The sequence below is a fragment of the Nocardiopsis sinuspersici genome (assembly GCF_001998325.1).
Lineage (GTDB): Bacteria > Actinomycetota > Actinomycetes > Streptosporangiales > Streptosporangiaceae > Nocardiopsis > Nocardiopsis sinuspersici.
On sequence record NZ_MCOK01000001.1, the window covers coordinates 2,433,435 to 2,452,716 of the forward strand.

17 protein-coding genes are annotated in these 19,282 nt (G+C 72.8%); 9 read left to right on the plus strand and 8 right to left on the minus strand.

The genetic code is table 11. The features are described 5' to 3' along the window. Window positions 1-354: 354 nt before the first annotated feature. Window positions 355-582 (plus strand): hypothetical protein, encoded by a 228-nt coding sequence (locus NOSIN_RS10500; protein ID WP_077690557.1) that lies wholly within the window; start codon window positions 355-357, stop codon window positions 580-582. A 73-nt stretch (window positions 583-655) separates the two neighbouring features. Here the strand turns inward: NOSIN_RS10500 and NOSIN_RS10505 are convergent, their stop codons facing one another. From NOSIN_RS10505 to NOSIN_RS10525, 5 genes are all read right to left on the minus strand, one after another. Then, window positions 656-2,062: a GH1 family beta-glucosidase gene (locus NOSIN_RS10505; protein WP_077690558.1), complete on the minus strand. Its 1,407-nt coding sequence runs from the start codon at window positions 2,060-2,062 to the stop codon at window positions 656-658. Between the two features lie 231 nt (window positions 2,063-2,293). Beyond that, the gene (locus NOSIN_RS10510; RefSeq protein WP_077690559.1) at window positions 2,294-3,328 is read right to left on the minus strand and encodes a methyltransferase; all 1,035 of its coding nucleotides are present in this window, start codon (window positions 3,326-3,328) and stop codon (window positions 2,294-2,296) included. Between the two features lie 11 nt (window positions 3,329-3,339). Further along, window positions 3,340-4,509 carry a magnesium and cobalt transport protein CorA gene (locus tag NOSIN_RS10515; RefSeq protein WP_077690560.1) on the minus strand — a complete coding sequence of 390 codons (1,170 nt, stop codon included), beginning with the start codon at window positions 4,507-4,509 and terminating at the stop codon, window positions 3,340-3,342. A gap of 94 nt (window positions 4,510-4,603) precedes the next feature. After that, the gene (locus NOSIN_RS10520; RefSeq protein WP_077693531.1) at window positions 4,604-5,257 is read right to left on the minus strand and encodes an alpha-ketoglutarate-dependent dioxygenase AlkB family protein; all 654 of its coding nucleotides are present in this window, start codon (window positions 5,255-5,257) and stop codon (window positions 4,604-4,606) included. A gap of 131 nt (window positions 5,258-5,388) precedes the next feature. Beyond that, complete coding sequence (locus tag NOSIN_RS10525; protein ID WP_077690561.1) at window positions 5,389-7,191, minus strand: hypothetical protein; 1,803 nt, start codon at window positions 7,189-7,191, stop codon at window positions 5,389-5,391. 189 nt (window positions 7,192-7,380) lie between these two features. On the opposite strand from NOSIN_RS10525, the gene NOSIN_RS10530 reads away from it, so the two are divergent. Beyond that, window positions 7,381-7,806, plus strand: a complete 426-nt coding sequence (locus tag NOSIN_RS10530; RefSeq protein WP_077690562.1) for a hypothetical protein — start codon at window positions 7,381-7,383, stop codon at window positions 7,804-7,806. Further along, a complete protein-coding gene (locus NOSIN_RS10535) occupies window positions 7,803-8,123 on the plus strand; it encodes a winged helix-turn-helix domain-containing protein (protein WP_077690563.1) in 321 nt (106 codons plus the stop codon). Before NOSIN_RS10530 ends, NOSIN_RS10535 begins: the two co-directional genes overlap by 4 nt. Window positions 8,124-8,130: 7 nt before the next feature. Here NOSIN_RS10535 and NOSIN_RS10540 read toward each other — a convergent pair whose 3' ends face one another. Continuing rightward, window positions 8,131-9,108 (minus strand): EamA family transporter, encoded by a 978-nt coding sequence (locus NOSIN_RS10540; protein WP_227014849.1) that lies wholly within the window; start codon window positions 9,106-9,108, stop codon window positions 8,131-8,133. Between the two features lie 116 nt (window positions 9,109-9,224). On the opposite strand from NOSIN_RS10540, the gene NOSIN_RS10545 reads away from it, so the two are divergent. After that, a complete protein-coding gene (locus NOSIN_RS10545; protein ID WP_077690565.1) occupies window positions 9,225-10,151 on the plus strand; it encodes a LysR family transcriptional regulator in 927 nt (308 codons plus the stop codon). Window positions 10,152-10,383: 232 nt separating this feature from the next. Here NOSIN_RS10545 and NOSIN_RS10550 read toward each other — a convergent pair whose 3' ends face one another. Then, entirely contained in the window at window positions 10,384-11,313 is a 930-nt protein-coding gene (locus NOSIN_RS10550) for a LysR family transcriptional regulator (protein ID WP_077690566.1), read from the minus strand. 319 nt (window positions 11,314-11,632) lie between these two features. Between NOSIN_RS10550 and NOSIN_RS10555 the strand changes: the two genes are divergently transcribed. The 3 genes from NOSIN_RS10555 to NOSIN_RS10565 all read left to right on the plus strand — a co-directional run bounded on the left by NOSIN_RS10555 (window position 11,633) and on the right by NOSIN_RS10565 (window position 15,840). Continuing rightward, window positions 11,633-12,175: a GNAT family N-acetyltransferase gene (locus NOSIN_RS10555; RefSeq protein WP_077690567.1), complete on the plus strand. Its 543-nt coding sequence runs from the start codon at window positions 11,633-11,635 to the stop codon at window positions 12,173-12,175. Window positions 12,176-12,437: 262 nt separating this feature from the next. Continuing rightward, on the plus strand, window positions 12,438-13,667 hold the full coding sequence (locus NOSIN_RS10560) for a hypothetical protein (protein WP_077690568.1): 1,230 nt from the start codon (window positions 12,438-12,440) through the stop codon (window positions 13,665-13,667). 103 nt (window positions 13,668-13,770) lie between these two features. Then, complete coding sequence (locus NOSIN_RS10565) at window positions 13,771-15,840, plus strand: FUSC family protein (RefSeq protein ID WP_077690569.1); 2,070 nt, start codon at window positions 13,771-13,773, stop codon at window positions 15,838-15,840. A 22-nt stretch (window positions 15,841-15,862) separates the two neighbouring features. On the opposite strand, the gene NOSIN_RS10570 is transcribed toward NOSIN_RS10565, so the two are convergent. Next, window positions 15,863-16,516, minus strand: coding sequence for a cyclase family protein (locus NOSIN_RS10570; protein ID WP_077690570.1), 654 nt, complete (start codon window positions 16,514-16,516; stop codon window positions 15,863-15,865). Window positions 16,517-16,794: 278 nt separating this feature from the next. On the opposite strand from NOSIN_RS10570, the gene NOSIN_RS10575 reads away from it, so the two are divergent. Next, window positions 16,795-17,478, plus strand: coding sequence for a lysophospholipid acyltransferase family protein (locus NOSIN_RS10575; protein WP_077690571.1), 684 nt, complete (start codon window positions 16,795-16,797; stop codon window positions 17,476-17,478). Window positions 17,479-17,815: 337 nt separating this feature from the next. Further along, window positions 17,816-19,162, plus strand: coding sequence for an FAD-dependent oxidoreductase (locus tag NOSIN_RS10580; RefSeq protein ID WP_077690572.1), 1,347 nt, complete (start codon window positions 17,816-17,818; stop codon window positions 19,160-19,162). Window positions 19,163-19,282: the final 120 nt, after the last annotated feature.

A 19,282-nucleotide genomic window follows, 5' to 3' on the forward strand; every position in this document is an offset into this window, starting at 1 on the left:
CCACGCCGCCCGCGGTGGGGCTTCGCACGCCGGTCCGCGTGCCCTCCGCGTCCCCGCCCGCCGGGACGGGTTGCCCCGAACGCGGGACGCCCGACGACCACCCCGATACGCTCTCTCTGAGAGAGTAGTGAACGGGGGAGGGCACACCTGGTGACCAAGACCGGGAACCCGCCCGCGAGCCCGGTCCCTCAGGTTCGAGAGCCGACCGGGCTACTCCCCGCGTGCTCCGGGACCCGCTTCCCGGAGCGCGACAGGGCCGGCCCTCCGGCCCGGGGAACAATGGACCGCTCTGCCCCCGTGGTGCCGTTTTCGGGTGCCCTTGTCTCGGCTCCGGCCGTAGTTAGGGTGTGACGTATGTCGATATGGTCTCGCGGCGACCGGACCGGAAGGGTCGAGGAGGCCCTTCTGATGCTGGAGGGGCAGGGGCTCATCGACGGCCTGGAGATCCTTCCGGGCGAGACCAAGCCCTACCGTGTCCGCGTTCCCGCGGGCATCGTGCACATGGACGAGGACGAGGCGTCGATGTTCGCGTTCGGCGCGGTCGTGGGCGCGTTCGGCAACGTGGCCCGCCAGCACGCCTGACCGCACGCCGCAGACACGCGGGGCGGCTCCCCGGCACCCGCCCCGCCCCGGCGTCCGGCTCCGGCGTGCGGGGCTACTCCTCCCACTTGGCGGCGAACTCGCTGACCCTGCGCGCGCGGTGCGAGGTCAGGAAATCGCGGTACCAGTGGTAGCTGTCCTTGGGATGGCGCTCCAGGCGGTCGTAGTCGACGCGGACCAGGCCGAAGCGGCGGTCGTAGCCGAACGCCCACTCGAAGTTGTCCAGCAGCGACCACACGAAGTAGCCGCGCACGTCCACCCCCGCCTCGATGGCCCGTGCCAGCGCGGCCATGTGGTCGCGCAGGTACTCGATGCGCTCGGTGTCGCGGACACGGCCGTCCTCGTCGGGCTGGTCGTCCTCGGCCGACCCGTTCTCGGTGATGAGGATGGGCGGCAGGTCCGGGTAGCGCCGGTTCAGGTCGATGAGCAGGTCGGCGAAGGTGCCGGGGATGACCGGCCAGCCCATGGTCGTGTGCCGGACCCCCTCGATGTCCACCTTCTCGGTGCGGACGTCCACCGCGGTGCGCAGGGCCGGGTCGGCCTCGGCGTGGGGGGCGTCGCGCAGCATGATGGGCCGGTAGTAGTTGACGCCCAGGAAGTCCAGGGGCTGACCGATGATCTTCAGGTCGCCCTCGGCGCGGTAGGAGCCGTCGGCCATCCCGCCCCAGACCTCGTCCTCGTTGTCGGGGTAGGCGCCGGTGAAGATGGGGTCGAACCACACGCGGTTGTGCAGCGTGCGGGCCCGCTCCACCGCGGCGCGGTCGGCGTCGGACTCGGTGGCGGGCAGCAGGTGGTCCGGGTTGAGGGTGATGCCGACCTCCCCGGCCGCGGCCGCGCGCAGCTCGCCGGTGGCCATGCCGTGGGCCAGCAGCAGGTGGTGCGCGGCGGCCAGCGCGGGCCTGCCCTCCTGGCTGCCGGGCGCGTGGCGGCCCACGGCGTGGCCGACGAAGGCCGAGCAGAAGGGCTCGTTGAGGGTGATCCACCTGTTGACCCGGTCGCCGAGGCGGTCGGCGACGATGCGGGAGTACTCGGCGAAGCGGTAGGCGGTGTCGCGGACCCGCCAGCCGCCCTCGTCCTCCAGCGCCTGGGGCAGGTCCCAGTGGTAGAGGGTGAGGACGGGTTCGATCCCGGCGCCGAGGATGGTGTCCACGAGGCGGTCGTAGAAGGCGAGCCCCTCCTGGTTGGGGCGGCCCCTGCCGGTGGGCTGGACGCGCGGCCAGGCCACGGAGAAGCGGTACAGGTCCACGCCCAGGTCGGCGAGCAGGGCGACGTCCTCGCCGTAGCGGTGGTAGTGGTCGCAGGCCACGTCCCCCGTCTCGCCGCGGGCGACGCGCCCCGGGGTACGGCAGTAGGTGTCCCAGATGGAGGGTCCCCTGCCGCCCTCGTGCACGCCCCCCTCCACCTGGTAGGCGGCGGTGGCGGTACCGAAGAGGAGACTGGCGGGCAGTGTGGGCTCGTCCATGGGATTCCTTTCTGGGAGCGCTCCCAAGTGTAGGGGACGCGGCCTCCCACACCAATGCACCGCAGGTAGTGGATCAGGCACACAGCGAAGCGGGAGGTGCCTGGAGCGCCGCGCCCGCACCCGATCCGCCATGTGTGCCGGCCCCGCGAAAGCGCGGAACCGGGAACCCGGAACCCTCTGGCCGCCGCACTCCGCGGCGCGCCGCGCCACCCCGCACGGGGGGATCACGGCTCAGGGGGCCAGGGGCCCGGCCACGAGCAGCCGCATCTCCAGCAGGAGGTCGAGGATCCGGCGGGTGGTGAGTCCGGCCGAGCGCAGCAGCGCCTCGTACTCGCGCTCGGTGCGTTCGGCGCCGGTGGTCATCACCATCATGTGCGCGTCCAGGACCGCAGAGAGCCAGGACGGGCCGTCGTCGGACAGGACGCGCTCGGCGATGAGCACCAGCCCGTCGGGGGCCATCGCCTCCCGGCAGTGGCGCAGCACCGCGCGGGCGTCCTCGTCGGACCAGTTGTGCAGGATCCGGCTGAGCAGGTAGACGTCGGCGCCCGCGGGCACGCCCCGGAGGAAGTCGCCCTCCACCAGCTCGCACCGCCCGGCGTCGACGAACGCGCCCAGGCGGGTGCGCGCGGCGGCCAGAGCGGTCGGGCGCTCCACGAGCACGCCGCGCGCCCACGGTGCGCGGTCCAGGACCGTGGCGAGGAGTTCGCCGTCCCCTCCCCCGAGGTCGACGACCACACGGGCGCCGGCGAAGTCGTGGACGTCGGGGATCGCCGTGGAGAACCGCCCGCTCGCGGCCATCCCGGCGGTGTAGCGCGCGGCGTCCTCCGGATGGCGCTCCAGGTGGGTGAACGCGTCGGTGCCGTGGGCGGCATCGAACGCGGGCTCCCCGGTGCGCACGGTGTCGGCCAGGCGCGTCCACGCGGAGGTGAACATGTCGCTGTCGTAGAGCAGGGCGAGGTCGGCCATCCCCGAGGGGTGGCCGCGGCGCAGGGCGGCCCCGACCCCGGTGGGCCGGTAGCGCCCCTCGTGGCGGTGCAGGACCCCGACGGCCGCGAGCAGGCGCAGCAGGCGGTCCAGCCGGTCGGGGTGAAGGTTCAGTTCACCGGCGAGGGCGGCGCTGTCGGTGGCGCCGCCGGCATCGCCGGCGGCGTTCTCGGCGATGCGGTCGAGCACCCCGAGTTCGACCGCGGTGGCCACCGCCCGGGCGACCCACGGCCCGGTCATGAGCCGTAGGACCTCGCGCTCGGCGGATCCGTTCCCCGTCATCGCCACCTCCGTCAGAGCCAACCGTTACGACGAAAGACAACGTAGAGGCTCAGGCTCGACAGCGCCATGAGAACCAGGGACAGCGGCCAACTGAACGCCCAGTGGAAACCGGGCTGGGGGGCAATGTTCATCCCGTACACGGAGGAGATGAGGGTGGGCACGACCAGGATGCCGCCCCAGGAGGAGACCTTCTTCATCGCCTCGTTCTGCGCCTGGTCGATGAGGGCGCTGTTGACCGTCATGATGTTCTGCAGCAGTTGGCGGAAGCCGTCGACGCGCTCGCGCACCGCGGCCACGTGGTCGGCGACGTCGCGCAGGCGGTGGTGCATCTCGCCGCGCCTTTCGACGGAGATGTGGAAGGGGAGGGCGGCGGCGATGCCCTGCCGCCCCTGCGGAGAGGCCCACGGGTCCGGTGTGGCGGAGGTGACCGCGTACCGGTCCGGTCGGCCCCGGGGACGGCCCGGGCGCCGGGACAGCGGTTCCACCAGTGCGTCCAGGACCGCGCCCAGCGGCTCGACGGCACGTGAGAGGAGGATGACCTCGCGTGCGAGGCGGTAGGTGCGTCGCGACGCCCCGGAGTCACCGCCGAGGACCTGGGTCTCCACCTCGTCTACGTCGTCCTGGAGTTCGGAGACCACGGGGGCGTAGCCGTCCACGACCAGGTCCAGGACGGCGTGGACCACGGCCAGGGTGCCGTGGGCGAGGACGTGTGGCTCGGCCTCCAGGAGGCCGCGGACGGTCTCGAACCCCACATGGTCGGCGTGGCCGATGGTGACCACGAAGTCGTGCCCGGCGAAGAGGTGGATCTCGTCGACCTCGACGGAGTCTCGCGCGGTGTCGTAGCGGGCCGGGCGCAGCACGAGGAAGAGCACGCCCTGGTAGACCTCGGCCTTGGGCCGCTGGTGGGCGACGATGGCGTCCTCCAGCGCCAGTCCGGGCAGGCCGAAGAGGCGGGCGACCTCGGTGAGCTGGTCCCGGTCGGGACTGGTCATGCTGATCCATGCCATGAGGCCGCTCTCCCCGCCCATGGCGCGGTGGGCCTCGGCGACGGTGTCGGTCTCGCGCTCGCGGTGTCCGTCGCGGTAGAGGACGGTGCGGACCGGGCCGGGCGGGGCCTGGTCGGGCAGTGCGGCCCTCCGGCGGCCCAGGGCCATGATGCGTTCGGGCGAGGGGTCGGTCATGCGCGCTGCCTCCTCCGTGGCCGACGGTTACGCCGATCCTGGTGCGGCGGGCGCGCGGGCGCGCGCCGACACGCCAGGGCCGCCCGGAGGCGTGTCAGCCGCGCAGTCCGGAGGCGCGGACGGTGATGTTGAGCCGTCCGTCCAGGCCCAGTTCGGGCGGCGCGGTGCCGGGCCGGGTGCGGGGGACGCCGTGGTAGGCCATGCGGGAGGGGCCGCCGAAGACGAACAGGTCGCCGCTGCGCAGCTCGACGTCGGTGTGGGGACGGGTGCGGGTCTCGGTGTTGCCGAAGCGGAACACGCAGGTGTCGCCGAGGCTGAGGGAGACCACGGGTTCGCGGGAGAGCTCGTCGCGGTCCTGGTGCATGCCCATGCGGGCGTCGGCGTCGTAGAAGTTGACCAGGGCGACGTCGTAGGGATCGGCGCCGGGCGCGGGAGGGGCGCCGTAGGCGTCCGCCACGGCGCGGGCGGCCAGGTCGCCGAGGAGGGCGGGGAAGGGCTGGACGGGTGTGCCGTCGGGCAGGGTCCGCGTGTAGGAGTAGGGCTGCCAGTGCCATCCGAGACTGGCCATCCGAACGCTCATCACCCCGCCGCGCGGCATGGTGTGCCGGCGCATCCCGGCGGGTCCGCGCGCCCAGTCGCGGCAGCGCCGGACCAGGTCGGCCTGGGCGGCGGCGGTCAGCCACCCGGGCAGGTGCACGGCGCCGGGCGCCACCTCCACGGGAGGGCTTCCGAACAGCGCGTCGTCCATGGTGTCCATCGTGCCACCGCCGTCGGCGGCGCTCCAGGGCGCCGGAGCGCAGAGCCGGGAGCGGCCTCCGGCGGCGCCGCCGGAGGAACCCGTCCCGCACGGGCGGCCGGTGCCCGGGCGGGACGGGCGGGTCAGCGGCGCAGCAGTTCGCGGATGTTCACCACGAGCAGCAGCACCACGATGACGGCGATGGGCACGGTGATGGCGATGCGCCAGTTGACGGCGAAGGCGACCACGACCCCCACGACGAGCCCGACCACCACCGCGATGACCGCCAGCCCGACGAGGTACTGGACGAACTTGCGGCGGGCGACGGAGTCGACGGCGGCGAAGGCCACGACGACGCCGAGCATGGCGTAGAGGGTGTACTGCGGGTCCAGGAGGAACAGCGGCAGGGCGAGCGAGATCAGCAGGAGGGGCGTGCTCAGGGCCACCCACAGGTGCAGGAAGCGGGTGGAGCGCTGCTGCCCCGAGGAGTAGGGCAGGTGGGGCGCCTTGAGGTGCCCGGTGGGCGAGGGCACCAGCGGCGTGTCGCTGTCCAGTGCCCGCAGGTGGGACTCGCGCTCGTCGGCGACCAGCACGCGGGTCTCGTAGACCTCGGCCAGTTCCAGCTCCAGGGCGGCGATGCGCTCGGCGTACTCGCGGGCGCGGGGCTGGGTGTGGGACTCGCGTTCGAGGACCATGCGGGCCGAGTCGAACCGGCGCAACTGGTCGCGGCGGTCGAGGACGTCGGCGTCCAGGGCGCTCAGGCGCTCGTCCAGGGACCGCACGTGGGAGCGCAGTTCGGCGCGGGCGTCGGCCTCGGTGGGGGCGACCTTCTGCAGGCCCGCCCAGGAGAGCGGGTCGTCCCAGGAGCGGCGGATGGTGCCGTCGCGTTCGTAGCGGGGCCCGCTGGGCGCGCGCTCGCCCTCGAAGAAGTCCCCGGTGTCGCGTCCCCACAGCCCGCGGAAGCCCTTGAGCCAGGGGGTCTCGTCGTCGATGAGGACGACGGACCACTCGCGGTCGCCGCCGGGGCCCAGGCGGATGCCGTCGCCGCGCGCGTAGTCGACGAAGGGGACGCCGATGCCGTGCCGGTTGAGGGCGCTGTCGGCGCGGAGGATCCGGTTGGTGATCCGCCGCCAGAGGCGGATGGGACCGCGCAGGAAGGCGGGATCGACCTGGATGAGGTAGTCGCCGGGCAGCATCTGGTGCGAGTGGGAGCCCGCGCCGACGTAGACGACGGGGTGGTCCCCGTCCCGGTCCAGGTCGGGGTCGTCCCAGCTTCGGCGCAGGTCGTCGCCGTTGTACTCGTGTGAGGAGGCGCCCACCCACATGGGGCGGGTGGTGCCGTCGGGGTCCTCCACGAGGTAGACGGTGACGCGCTCCCAGTCGGCCTCGTGGTCGTTGACGCCGCCGTAGATGGTCCGCCAGTCGTTCATCGCGTAGAAGAACCAGTACTGGAGGATGATGTAGCCGCCCTCGCGGGTGACCCGGCCGTAGTAGGTGGCGCCGCCGTTGTCGACGCGTTCCCGGTAGCGGGTCACCGCGGCGAAGGTGACACCGCCGGGAACGGCGCCGCGGATGAGCAGGGAGAGCTTCATCAGGATGTCCAGGACCCGGCCCAGGACGCCGACGGCGGCCAGCCGGCCGCTCTTGGGAATGACGAAGCGGGCCACGCCCCTGTAGCGGCGGGCCTCCTCGCGCAGGGTCTCCTCCTGGACGAAGCGCAGGTGCTTGTGGCGCTCGGGCCACTCCTCCTCGGCGCGCGAGAGGCGGTCGAGGGTGAGCTCCCCCGCCGGGACGAGCATGCGCTCGCGTTCGCCGGGCTCGTCGACCCACAGGCTGCAGTTGCTCACGTAGGCGTCCACGTCGGTGGGGAAGAAGAGTTCTCCCTTGGTGCACATGAGCACGGGCTCGTGGGCACGCAGGAGTTCGAGATCAGATTTGGCGGCCATGATTCGCACCAAGCTAGTGCATGCGAGACGTTCTCCGTGCCGCTGAGGAGGAGTGTCAGCGGTGACGGATGTCGCCTGTGGCACGGGGATCGCAAACGCGGCCCGGTTCGGCGTTCCGAGCAGGAAACCACTTGCCAAGTTGGAAAGTGAATGCGATGCTGGCAACAACTTGAGAGAGCGGAGAGTGCTATGCACAGGGACGAGGCGCTGGACGCGCTGGAGCGGGCCGACACCGTGGGTGCGCGGGCACACGGCCGGGGCCGCTGGTACATGCTGTTCGCGGTGCTGTTCGCGGCCACGACCTTCGCCCTGACCGTGACGATCGGCCTGTTCCCGTCCACGGTCACGATCTTCACGGCCACGTCTGTGTGCCTGGTGGTCCTGGCCTGCCTGGTCACCTTCGCGCTGCGCCAGCCCGTACAGCCGCGCGGCTACGGGTGGCTGCACGGAGCGGCGATGCTCGGCTGGGGCACGGTCTACGGCGTCACGCTCTTCGCCGGCTACGCGTTCTTTCCCGAGGACCCCGTGTGGTGGGTCTCCGGAGCCGCCCTGGGCGCCGTCCCCCCGCTGGTGGCGGGATGGCTGGCGGTGCGCGAGAGCAGGAACACCGCGTGAACCACCCCCGCAGCATGCTGGACGAGGTGATCCACTCCCCCGTGCGCTTCTCCGTCGTCGCGGCGCTGGCCGCCGTGGACCGCGCGGAGTTCCGCTTCGTGCGCGACACCGTGGAGGTCACCGACTCCGCCCTGTCAAAGCAGGTCACGGTCCTGGAGAACGCGGGCTACGTGCGTGTCCACAAGGTCGCGGTGGGACGGCGCACCCGAACCTCCCTGTCCCTGACCCGGGAGGGCCGGGCGGCCTTCGAACGGCACGTCCGGGCCCTGCGCGACATCGCCTCGGGCGCGCTGGACGGAGTCCCCGCCGACGAGTGACCCCGGCTCAGGCCGCCCCCGCCGTCTCCGGCACGGGTTCGGGGGCCGTCCTCCCGGCGGGGTGCTCCCCCGGCGACTCGCTCCCACGGAGCCGGACCACGCGCTCGCGCACCCGGTCGGCCCCCAGGTCGTGGTCGGACACGGCGTTCCGGCGCGCCCGGTCGCCCCGGGAGGCGCCCACCCCGGCGACCACCACCAGGGCCATGCCCGCGACCTGCACCGCGGCGGGCGTCTGGCCGATGACGACCAGCCCCATCACCAGGGCGACCGCCGGTTCCAGGCTGGAGAAGGTGCCGTAGGCGGTGCGGCTCATCCGCTGCAGGGCCGTCATCTCCAGCAGGAAGGGCACCATCGGGAAGAGCAGCGCGATGAGCAGGGTGAACAGGATCAGGTCCAGGTCGGGGGCCGCGATCATGGCGGGGGCACCCAGCGGCGCGCTGACCAGGGCTCCGACGGTCATGGTCAGGGCCAGGCCGTGCACGGCGCCGAAACCGGCGCCCACCCGCTGGGTCAGCACGATGTAGACCACCACGCAGACCGCCCCGGCCAGGGCGAAGGCGATCCCGAGCAGGTCGAGTTCGCTCTGCCAGGGGCGGGTCAGGCAGAGCACGCCCGCCATGGCGGCGAGGACCCACACGAGTTCCCGGCGGCGCCGCATGGCGGCCACGGCCACCACGAGGGTGCCGAGGAACTCGATGGAGGTGGCGGTGCCGAGTTCGATCCGTGCCGTCGCCTCGGAGTAGAACAGCATCATCCCCGCACTCGCTGTGCCCAGGATCACCACGGCACCCAGTTCGCGCCACGTCGCCGCGCGTACGGACCGCCACAGGGAGCGACCGCCGAGGGCCAGCAGCAGGATCGCGGCCCAGCTCAGCCGGAGCCAGGTGACGGTGGCGGGACTGGCCTGGGCGAAGGCGGTGACGGCCAGGGCGCTGCCGGCGTGCAGGGTGAACATGCCGATGAGCAGCATGAGGGGCGCCGGCATCAAGAAGCGGACACGGCGGTGCAAAGAAGCAGGAAAGCGGATCACCCGACCATTGGACCCATCCAGTTTGTTTCTGTCCACGGACTGTTGGTGGACAGACCGTGTAGTTTTGGCGGATGGATTTCACCCGGTTGCGCCTGCTCGTCGAACTGGAGCGCCTGGGCACGATGGCGGCCGTGTCCGAGGTCACGGGGATGAGCACCTCGGCGATCTCCAAGCACTTCGCCGTCCTGGAGCGGGAGGCCGGCGTCCCGCTGCTGGCGCCCGACGGGCGGCGGGTGCGCCTCACCCCGGCCGGGCGGCGGCTGGCCGAGCACGCGGTGGACATCCTGGCCCGTGTGGAGACGGCGAGGGCGGAGTTCGACGGCGAGGGCGAGCCGGTCGGCCGCGTCGACCTGGTGATGTACACCACCGCGGCGCCCCTGGTGCTGCCCGCGCTGCGCCGTCTGCGGCGCGACCACCCGGGGATCGAGGTCCACCTGACCGAACACGAGTCCGAGCAGGCGCTGGACCTCCTCCAGGACGGGGAGGCGGACCTGGGGGTCGTGTACCAGTACAGCCTCCTTCCCCGGGTTTTCCCGGGGACCCTGACGGTGCGTCCGATCGGGAGCGAGGACCTGCTGCTCGTCCAGCCCTCCGAGGGCGCCGACAGCCGCACCCTGACGCGGCGCCGGCTGCGCGACCTGGCCGGCGCCGCGTGGATGGCCAGCCCCTACCGGGGCGACGAGGAGGCGCTCGTACAGCGCATGTGCGCCGAAGCCGGGTTCACCCCGCGGATCGTGCACCGCATCGACAACCTGGACCTGTTCGAGGAGCTGGCCGCCGACGGCGTGGGCGTGGGGGTCGTGCCCCGGCTGTCGGCGGTGACCCGGCGCGGGGTCGCGCACGCGCCCCTGGGCGAGCTCGGCGGAGTACGGCGGGTGTACCTGGCGGGCCGCACCGGCGGCTGGGCGTGGAAGCCGATCCGGGTGGTGGCCCGGTACCTGCACCAGTCGGCCCAGAGCGTGCTGAACGACGTGCCGCCGCTGCCCGAGTCCTCCTAGGGCGTGTGTGGTGGGTGCCGCCCGTCGTTTGGAGGGTGCTGCGCGCGAAGCGCGACCGTTGAGGGCGGTGGGAGGGAGACGGGCGGGCGTATCCGGTGGTGGCCTCGCAAGGCCGAAGAAGGAAGCATCCTGGTTTGGCTGTTGACTGATGAGAACGCAGCGAGGGTGCCGCTGGGGCGTCGCGCAGCAGGGTGAGTATCCGCCATACACGCCCTAGCGGCCGACGCCGGCGCTAGCCGGCGATGGCGAAGGGTCCCACCGACGGGACCGGGACCTTGCTCGCGGCCTCGCGGACGGCGGTGAGCAGGGGCTCGGACGTGGCACCGGCGCGCGAGAGGGCGACGATGTGCCGCCGGGCGCTCTCGCTCACCCCGCGCACCACGACGTGCGCCGGGTTCAGGCCGGTCCAGGCCAGGCGCGGCATCAGGGCGATGCCCAGGCCCGCCTGCACCAGGGAGAACACGGCGCTGAAGTCGTCGACGGTGTGCACCACGCGCGGCTGGAAGCCCGCCTGGTGGGCGGCGCCGGACACGCACTCGTGCCAGGCGGTGCCGGGCGCGGACAGGATCCAGTCCTGGTCGGCGAGGTCCTCGGCCAGGTGGAGGCTGGTGCGGGCGGCCAGGGGGTGCTGGTAGGGCAGGATCGCGTCGAACATCTCGACCATCACCGGCTCGGTGTGGAAGTCGGGATCGCCGCTGGCGGGCAGGTTCCCGGTGGACATGGTCAGGGCCACGTCCAGGCGGCCCGAGCGCACCATCTCCGCGCTCTGCTCCGGCTCGGCCTGGACGACCTCGAAGGACCAGCCGGGGTGGCTGGTGCGCAGGCGCGCCAGGGCCGGGGCGATGAGGTCGCTGATGCCGGTGGAGAAGGAGCCGACGCGGACGACGCCGCGATCTCCCTCGGCGTACTCGGCGAGGTCGGCCGCGGCCCGCTCCATCTCCGCGAAGATCACGTGCGCGCGCTTGAGCAGGACCCGCGCGGCGCCGGTGAGCAGGAAGCGCCGGCCGTTGCGTTCGACGAGCGGGACCCCCGCCTCCCGGGCCAGCGCGGAGAGCTGCTGGGAGACCGCCGACGGGGTGACGTTGAGCGCCTCCGCGGTCGCGGCCACCGTGTGGTGGTGGTCGAGTGCCTGGAGGAGCTGTAGCCGCCGAACATCGATCATGCCGTCCAATCTATGGCAAGTACGAAAGGGTTTCCGGGCGGTTTCGCTTGTGTTGCACCGTTTTGATGCGTGATTCCGTGCACACCGTCCGCTGTCCGCGCCGACCTCCGGCCGACCGGCATCCCGCAAAGAAAAAATGATCTTCTTTCCCCGCGGGAATCTCACGCACCTCTTCTCCCTGTGTCGCGCACGTCCGGGTTGATACCGGCACGTACAGTCGGGTACACAGCTCGACCACGGGCCCCTCCATCGAGGAACCCGGAGGGGACCAGCACCCAATGCTGGTGAAACGGGGGAGAAGAACATGCAAAATTCGCTCATGACCAAACCGCGGCCTTCCGACGTGGGCATCCTCCGCTTCCGCTACCTGGGCGCACATGAACTGGAGGAGCTCGCGGACCTGTGGGGCGCCCTCCACCAGCAGCACACGGTGACCGCTCCGCACCTGGCGGACATCATCGGCGCCGTGAGCCTGGAGGAGTCCTGGAGGCGCCGCCGGGCCCAGTACGCCTCCTGGCTCACCGACCCCGACACCATGGCCATCCTCGCCGAGAGCGGCGACGACCTGGCCGGATACGCGATGGTGACCGTCCGCGACAACCCGCAGGGCAGCTGGGACCGAGGCGATCGCGTCGCGGTCGTGCAGACCTTCGCCATCGACCCCGAGTACGTCGGGACCGGCGTGGGCTCCAAGCTGCTGGAGGAGGTGCGCCACCAGCTCGCCTCCATGGGCGTGCGCGAGATCGAGTTCTCCGCGCTGGCCACGGCCTCCGAGGACATCCGCTTCCTGGAGCAGGAGGGCTTCCGGCCCTTCGTGACCACCATGGTCTGCCGCGTGGACGGCTTCGGCGCCCACGACTAACTCGGTGGCCGAAGAGGTGCGCCGGACCCGCCCGGCGCCCTCCGGCCGGGCTCCCGGCGGCGGTCGGTGAAGCCCCCGGGCACACCGGCGGTCGGCGTGGACCAGCCCCCGTACCTTCTCCTGTCAGGTACGGGGGCGCCGCGCGCGGGGCCCGCCGACGGCCGCGCCCTCCCGGCGCCCCTTGAAGCCTCCCCGCTCCGCGGCGGCCCGGGGAGGCGACACACCCCCGCACCGGAGCGGGCGAACCGCTACGCTCACCCCCGTGGCCTCCTCCGACTCCAACACCTGCAACTTCCCCGGCTGCGACCGGCCGGTGCCCCGTATGTCCTCCCCCGGTCGCCCGCCCCAGTACTGCGACCTGCCCGAACACACCCGGTGGCGGGCCTGGAAGGAACGCCAGCGCCAGACCCAGGAGGCCGAGCGCCAGGAGGAGCAGGCCCGGGCCGCCCAGGAGGACGCGGCCGCGCCCGCCCCCGTCCCCGGCGCGGAACCCGTCACCGCCGCGCGGCTGCGCGCCGACGACCTGCTGACCCGTTTCGCGGTCCAGAGCGAGCAGTTGACCGCCACCCTCCAGGCCGCCACCGAGGCGTTCTCCACCATGACCGACCCGGCCGCGGCCGAGGCGCAGGTGGAGGCGGCCCGTCTGGCCGGGGCCCGGCACGCCGCCGAGGCCGACAGCGCCCGGCTGGAGGCGGAGAACCGCCGCCGCGAGGCCGAACGCGCCCTGCGCGCAGCCGAGGACGCCGCCGCCTCGGCCGTGGCCGCCACCCAGGAGGCCGAGCGCATGGCCGAGGAGGCCATGGCCGTACGGGAGGCAGCCCAGGCCGAGCGCGACCGCCAGCGGGCGCTGGCCCGGGAGGCGTGGACCGAGCGCGACGCCGCCGTCGCCGAGGCCAACGCCGGCCTGGCCGCCGCCGAGCGCCGGATCGCCGAGCAGTCCGCCCGGGCCCGCGAGGAGCTGGAGCACGAGCGCGCCGAGGCCGCCCGGCGCCTACAGCACGCCCGGGCCGAGGCCGAGGGGCTGCGCGCCGAGACGGCCGAGCACGTCCGCCGGCGTGACGAGGCCGTCCTGGCCGCCGAGAGCGCCCGCGCCCGGGCCGAGCGCGCCGAGGAGCAGGCCCGCCAGTCCGCCCGGACCCTGGCCGCCGAGCGCGAGCGGCTGGACGCCGAGCTGGAGCGGTCCCGTGAGCGCCTGGAGTCGGACCGGGCCGCAGCCGCCGCCGAGCGCGAGCGCCTCACCACCGAGATCGAACGCCTGCACACCGAGCGCGAGCGTCTGACCGGAGAGCTCGACTCCCAGCGCCGGAACGCCGAGATCACCCTGGCCGAGTCCCGGGAGGCCGCCGCGGCCCGCCTGGCCCTGGCCGAGGAGGCGCGCGACCGGGCACTGGAACGCGCCGAGAGCGCCGAGCTGCGCGTGGAGGAGGCGAAGGCCCGCGCCGAACGGGCCGGGAGGGCCGGGGCAGGCGACCGAACCGCCACGGAGGCGTGACGCGCCTCTCCCCCCGCGTCCAGCAAGTCACCTAAGTACCGGTTCGTCCCGGTCTAGGATGGGAACCGTGCGAGATCTGGGAACCACTGGAGACACCGGGCCGATGGACCTGGACGGTTCCCCCGGCGAAGGACACGAACGCGCCGAGGTGGGCGCGCGCCCCCGGCCCAGGGTCGACCTCAAGGCTTTGTTCGGCCTACAGTCCGGAACCTGGGCGTGGACCACCGCGGTCAAGGCCGCCGTGTCCATGTCGCTCTCCTTCGCCCTGGCGGCGCTGCTGTTCGGCCCCGAGGTCGGCACGCTGGCCGCCCTGGGCTCCATGACGGTCCTGTACGAGAAGAAGACGCCCTACGTCTACCGCTCGGCCGCCCTGGCCCTGGTCGGCCTGGGCTTCGTGGCCAGCGTCGCCTTCGGCTCCCTCGCCGCGGCCCTGGCCCCCTGGGCCCCCGTGGTCTCCATCGGGCTGACCGCCGGGATCGCCACATGGGTGTGCGCCGCCTGGCGGGTGGACAAGCCCGGCGCCCTGTTCTTCGTGCTGGTCGGCGCGATCTCCACCATCGCCCCCGGAGGGCTGGCCGACGTCCCCCTCCACGCCCTGGTGGCCGCCTTCGGCGCGGCCGTCGGCTGGTCGGTGTCGATGTCCGGAGCGCCCGTGCGCGCCCGCCACCCCGAGTACCGCGCCGTGGCCGGGGCCTACCGCCAGCTCGCGTCCCTGCTGCGCTCCGTGGGCACCCCCGACGTGGACCACGCCCAGCACGAGGCCTCGGTGGCGGTGGCCGAGGCCTGGCGGATCGTCCTGCTGGCACAGACCCGCGGCTACCGCACCACCCCCGAGGCGGCCCGGCTGCGCTCCCTGCTGCGCTGGGTCTCCGACATACACCTGGCCACCACCCAGGTGTGCATGGCCCGCCCCAAGCCGCTGCCGGAGAAGGCCGCCGACTTCGCCGAGCGCATGGCGAGGGCCGTGGCCGACCCGGCCCTCGCGCCCGCTCCCGAGGAGCTGGACGAGCTGCGCCGGGGCCTGCGCCCCCGCTCCCTGGAGTCCCGGCTCTACGGCCTGCTGGCCCGGGCCGCCCAGTCAGCGCGCCGTGCCTCCCACGAGGACGACGAGCAGGCGGACACCCTGCACGACGAGCGCTACCCGGCGCTGTGGGACTCGCTGCGCTCCAGCCTGGGCTCGGACTCGCTGGTACGCCCCACCGCGCTGCGCATGTGGATCACGGTGACGGCGGCGGGCGCGTTCAGCCTGCTCATGGGGCTGGACCACTACTACTGGGTGGGGATCACCACGACCGCCGTCCTCCAGGCGGGCAACGTGGTGCTGACCATGAACCGCTCCGTGCAGCGGTCGCTCGGCACCATGGTGGGCGTGTTCGTCGGCGCCGCGCTGATCGCGACGCACCCGCCGCTGCCCCTGGTCATCGTGCTCGCCGGGGTCTTCCAGGGCCTCACCCAGCTGGTGGTGGGCCGCAACTTCTTCTACGCCTCGGTACTGGTGACGCCGATGGCGCTGCTGCTGGCCGGCACCGCCGCCCCCGACCCCATCACCGACCTCGCCGGATCGCGCATCATCGACACCGTGGTGGGCTCGGCGTTCGGCCTGCTGGGCTCGCTGCTGCTGTGGCGCAAGGCGTCGGCGACCCGCCTGCCCCAGGCCATCACGAGCGTGCTGAGGATCGCGCGCGAGTGCACCGCGGCGGTCCTGGACCAGGACGTGGAGGTCGGTCCGGAGCATCGCTACCGGCTGCGCCGGGACATGCGGGCGGCCCTGGTCAACCTTCGCGGGGTCTACGACAGCGCGATCGGGGACGTGCCGCGCGCGTCCTCCACCCTGCCGCTGTGGCCGGTGGTGGTGGCCACCCAGCGCACCGGTTACCTGGCGCTGGCGGCGCTGGCGCGGGACAAGCCCGAACCGGCGGGCGTCATCACCCTGCAGCGGGTGGACCTGGCCTTCCGGGAGCTGATCACCTCGATGGAGGAGAGGCGCACCCCGCGCATGGGCGCCGTGCCCCGGCTGCCCGCCTACCCGCGGCTCAACATGGAGCTGCGGGCGCTGTCCAACGCGATGACCAGCGCGGTCGCCCAGGACGAGCGCGCGGCCCTCCAGGAGGCCGAGCGCCGGGCCCAGCGCGAGCGGCGCCGGGCCCAGAAGGACGTGGACGCCGACCTCTGATCCCGGGGGCCGGGTCCCGTGCTCAGTCGGCGAGGGCGAAGGCGCGTACGGGGAAGGCGGCCATCCCGCGGACCTTGGCGGGCACCGCGAAGAAGGTGAAACCGCTCTCGGGCAGTTGGTCGAGCAGGCACAGGTGCGAGACGACGGGGATCCCGGCGGCCAGCAGGACGGCCAGCGCGGGACGGGCGCCCTCGGCGGCGGAGGAGGTGTCGTCCACCCCGACCGAGTCGATGCCCACCAGGGTGGCGCCGCCGTCGACGAGCGCCTTGGCGGCCGCCTCGGTCAGGTACGGGTGCTCGGGACGGCCGTAGGCCTCGGTCCGCCAGTGCCGGTCCCAGCCGGTGCGCACCAGTACGGCGTGTCCGCGCACGTCCAGGCCGGAGAAGGCCTCCGGGCCGATCGGGGCGGAGGAGGTGGCGGTGACGACCGTTCCGGGCAGGTCGGCCACACGGGCCAGGTCCAGGTCGGCGAGGTCGGCTCCGTCCCGGTAGCGGTGGGCGGGCATCTCCACGTAGGTGCCGGTGGCGCCGACCATCGTCACGCGCCCCGTGCTGGCTTCGCCGCCGGGTGCGGCGGCGGGGACGGAGGTGCTCTCCTCCACGGCCGGCTCCGGCAGGCCTGGGAGGGTGGTCATCCCGTCGGTGATCTGATGGCTGACGTCGACCAGTTTCGGCATGGTTGTTCTTCCTCGCTTCACGAGCGCGTCGGGAACGACCCCTGACCTGCACCAGAGGTCTAGACCATGAGCCTAGCGCCTGTGGCCCGCACCACGGCAGTGTTCTTCCCAACGGATCCGGGCGGCCGTCCACGCCCCCTCGCCCACGTTCCGCACCGCCCGGCAGCGATAAGCTCGGAGAACACGGACCACGGAGCCCTCCACACCCTCCGGCGCACGGGAGCCCTCCGCCGTCCGCCCCCGCACGGACCCCGCCATTCACCGAGAAGAGCCGACCAGTGTCACTGTACGGAGCCGCCAAGACCGTCATCGCGCCCGCCACCCGCGTGGTGTGGCCCCAGCGCGTGGAGGGCGTGCACAACGTCCCGCGCAGCGGCCCGCTCATCCTGGCCGTCAACCACCTGGCGCTGATCGATCCGCTCTTCGTCGGCGTGGCCTGTCCCCGGCCGGTGCGCTTCATCGCCAAGCAGGAGCTCTTCGACGAGGGGACCCTGCCCCGGCGCCTGTTCGCCCGCGCCCTGCGGGCCATCGGCCAGCTTTCGGTGGACCGGCGTCCGGGCCAGAGCGCCCAGGAGGCCATGGACAGCAGCCTGAAGGTGCTGGAGAGCGGCGAGGTGTTCGGGATCTTCCCCGAGGGCACGCGCTCGCCCGACGGCCGCCTCTACCGCGGCCAGACCGGACTGGCCTGGCTCGCGCTGACCACGGGCGCCCCGGTGGTGCCGGTGGCGCTGGCCGGAACCGGGCGCATCCTGCCGCCCGGCGGGAGGGTGCCCTCCCTCAACCGTGTGGGCGTGCGCTTCGGCGAGGCGGTGGACCTGTCGCCGTGGCGGGGCCAGGCCCACAGGGCGCGTCCGCGCCGTGAGGCCACCGACGCCATCATGGACGCCATCGCCAAGCTGTCCGGCCAGGAGCAGGTGCCCCGGTTCGCCGCGACGGTCAAGGCCGAGCTCGACCAGCGGTAACGTCTCACGGGTGTGGAGGCCGGGCACCCCCGCTCCCACCCGGTGACTTTCCCCACAGCCCGCGGGGAACTCATGTGCCGGTGACGCGGCGTTGACTCCTGTTTGGGGGCTCCCAACGGGCGCCCCACGGGAACCCGGGCCCGTTCCCGCCTGGGACGATCGCTCCCGGATCCCCAGGAGCACTCCGGCAACCCCCTGGCAGCAGGGACGGAATTCTCTACCTTTATAGTAGGTTTTCCCGGTGCCGACACCGGATACATTAGGCAAGCCTTACCTTTTGATGGCGTCCGACTCTGGCGCGAAGACTTGGAGCTGTGCGATGACGCGACCACTGCGAGTGGGAATCGTGGGTGCGGGCCCCGCGGGGATTTACGCCGCGGACCTGCTCACCAAGGACGAGACCCTGTCCGCGTGCGGCACGTCCGTCAGCATCGACATCCTCGACAAGCTGCCCTCCCCCTACGGGCTGGTCCGCTACGGCGTCGCCCCGGACCACCCCCGGATCAAGCAGATCCAGGGAGCGCTGCACAAGATCCTGGACAAGCCGGAGATCACCTTCTACGGCAACGTCGAGTACGGCGTGGACCTCAAGCTGGAGGACCTGCGCCACCACTACGACGCGGTCGTCTTCGCCACCGGCAGCGACCGCGACCGGCCCCTGGACATCCCGGGCGTCGACCTGCCCGGCAGCCACGGCGCCGCCGACTTCGTCTTCTGGTACGACTCCCACCCCGACGTCCCGCCGTCCTGGCACGTCGAGGGCACCAGCGTCGCCGTGATCGGCGCGGGCAACGTCGCCGTCGACGTGGCCCGCATCCTCGCCAAGAGCGCGGACGACCTGGCCGACACCGACATCACCGACAACGTGTACGAGAGCCTGCGCGCCAAGCAGATCACCGACGTGCACGTCTTCGCCCGCCGTGGCATCGCCCAGTGCAAGGCCACCCCGATGGAGCTGCGCGAGCTGGACAAGCAGCCGGGCGTCGAGGTCATCGTCTACCCCGAGGACTTCGACATGGACGAGGGCAGCCTGCGGGCCTGCGAGGAGTCCAACCAGGTCAAGACCAACGTCAAGGTCCTGCAGAACTGGGCGATCCGCGACGAGCGCGGCGACGAGCGCCGCCTGCACCTGCACTTCCTGCACAGCCCGGTGGCCGTGCTCGGCGAGGACCGGGTCACGGGCCTTCGGACCGAGCGCATGGAGCTGGCCGGCGACGGCAACGTCAGGGGAACCGGCGAGTACGTCGACCACGAGGTACAGGCCGTCTACCGCGCCATCGGCTACCTGGGATCGCCCCTGGTCGACCTGCCCTTCGACGAGGAGCGCGGCGTCGTCCCCAACGCCGGGGGCCGGGTCCTGGACCTGGACGAGAACCCGATCGACGGCGTGTACGCCACGGGGTGGATCAAGCGCGGCCCCGTCGGCCTCATCGGCCACACCAAGGGGGACGCCCTGGAGACGGTCACCAACCTCGTGGCCGACCGCGCGTCCCTCACCCCGGCCGTCGAGCCCGAGTCCGCCGCCTTCCGCGCCCTGCTGGAGGAGCGCGGGGTGCGCTACACCACGTGGGAGGGCTGGCAGCGGATCGAGGCCAGGGAGGCGGAGCTGGGCGCCGAGCGCGGACGCAAGCGCCTGAAGCTGCTCTCCCGTGAGGAACAGACCAGCGTCGCACGCCAGGAGTAGTCTCCGGCGCGCGGGCTTCCCGGCCGGTCCCGCGCCCCTCTGCGGGACCGGCCACCACATTCCCGTCCCACCCCGTTTCCTCCGTGAGATTGCGCATGCGCCTCATCCCCGGGTGGGGGA

Bases quoted from the DNA above. Each gene is read 5' to 3' on its own strand.
- NOSIN_RS10570 (WP_077690570.1), bottom strand. From the start codon at position 16,516: ATGCCGAAACTGGTCGACGTCAGCCATCAGATCACCGACGGGATGACC.
- NOSIN_RS10540 (WP_227014849.1), bottom strand. From the start codon at position 9,108: ATGCCGGCGCCCCTCATGCTGCTCATCGGCATGTTCACCCTGCACGCC.
- NOSIN_RS10505 (WP_077690558.1), bottom strand. From the start codon at position 2,062: ATGGACGAGCCCACACTGCCCGCCAGTCTCCTCTTCGGTACCGCCACC.
- NOSIN_RS10525 (WP_077690561.1), bottom strand. From the start codon at position 7,191: ATGGCCGCCAAATCTGATCTCGAACTCCTGCGTGCCCACGAGCCCGTG.
- NOSIN_RS10565 (WP_077690569.1), top strand. From the start codon at position 13,771: ATGGACCTGGACGGTTCCCCCGGCGAAGGACACGAACGCGCCGAGGTG.
- NOSIN_RS10515 (WP_077690560.1), bottom strand. From the start codon at position 4,509: ATGACCGACCCCTCGCCCGAACGCATCATGGCCCTGGGCCGCCGGAGG.
- NOSIN_RS10500 (WP_077690557.1), top strand. From the start codon at position 355: ATGTCGATATGGTCTCGCGGCGACCGGACCGGAAGGGTCGAGGAGGCC.
- NOSIN_RS10555 (WP_077690567.1), top strand. From the start codon at position 11,633: ATGACCAAACCGCGGCCTTCCGACGTGGGCATCCTCCGCTTCCGCTAC.
- NOSIN_RS10530 (WP_077690562.1), top strand. From the start codon at position 7,381: ATGCACAGGGACGAGGCGCTGGACGCGCTGGAGCGGGCCGACACCGTG.
- NOSIN_RS10550 (WP_077690566.1), bottom strand. From the start codon at position 11,313: ATGATCGATGTTCGGCGGCTACAGCTCCTCCAGGCACTCGACCACCAC.
- NOSIN_RS10545 (WP_077690565.1), top strand. From the start codon at position 9,225: ATGGATTTCACCCGGTTGCGCCTGCTCGTCGAACTGGAGCGCCTGGGC.
- NOSIN_RS10510 (WP_077690559.1), bottom strand. From the start codon at position 3,328: ATGACGGGGAACGGATCCGCCGAGCGCGAGGTCCTACGGCTCATGACC.
- NOSIN_RS10520 (WP_077693531.1), bottom strand. From the start codon at position 5,257: ATGGACGACGCGCTGTTCGGAAGCCCTCCCGTGGAGGTGGCGCCCGGC.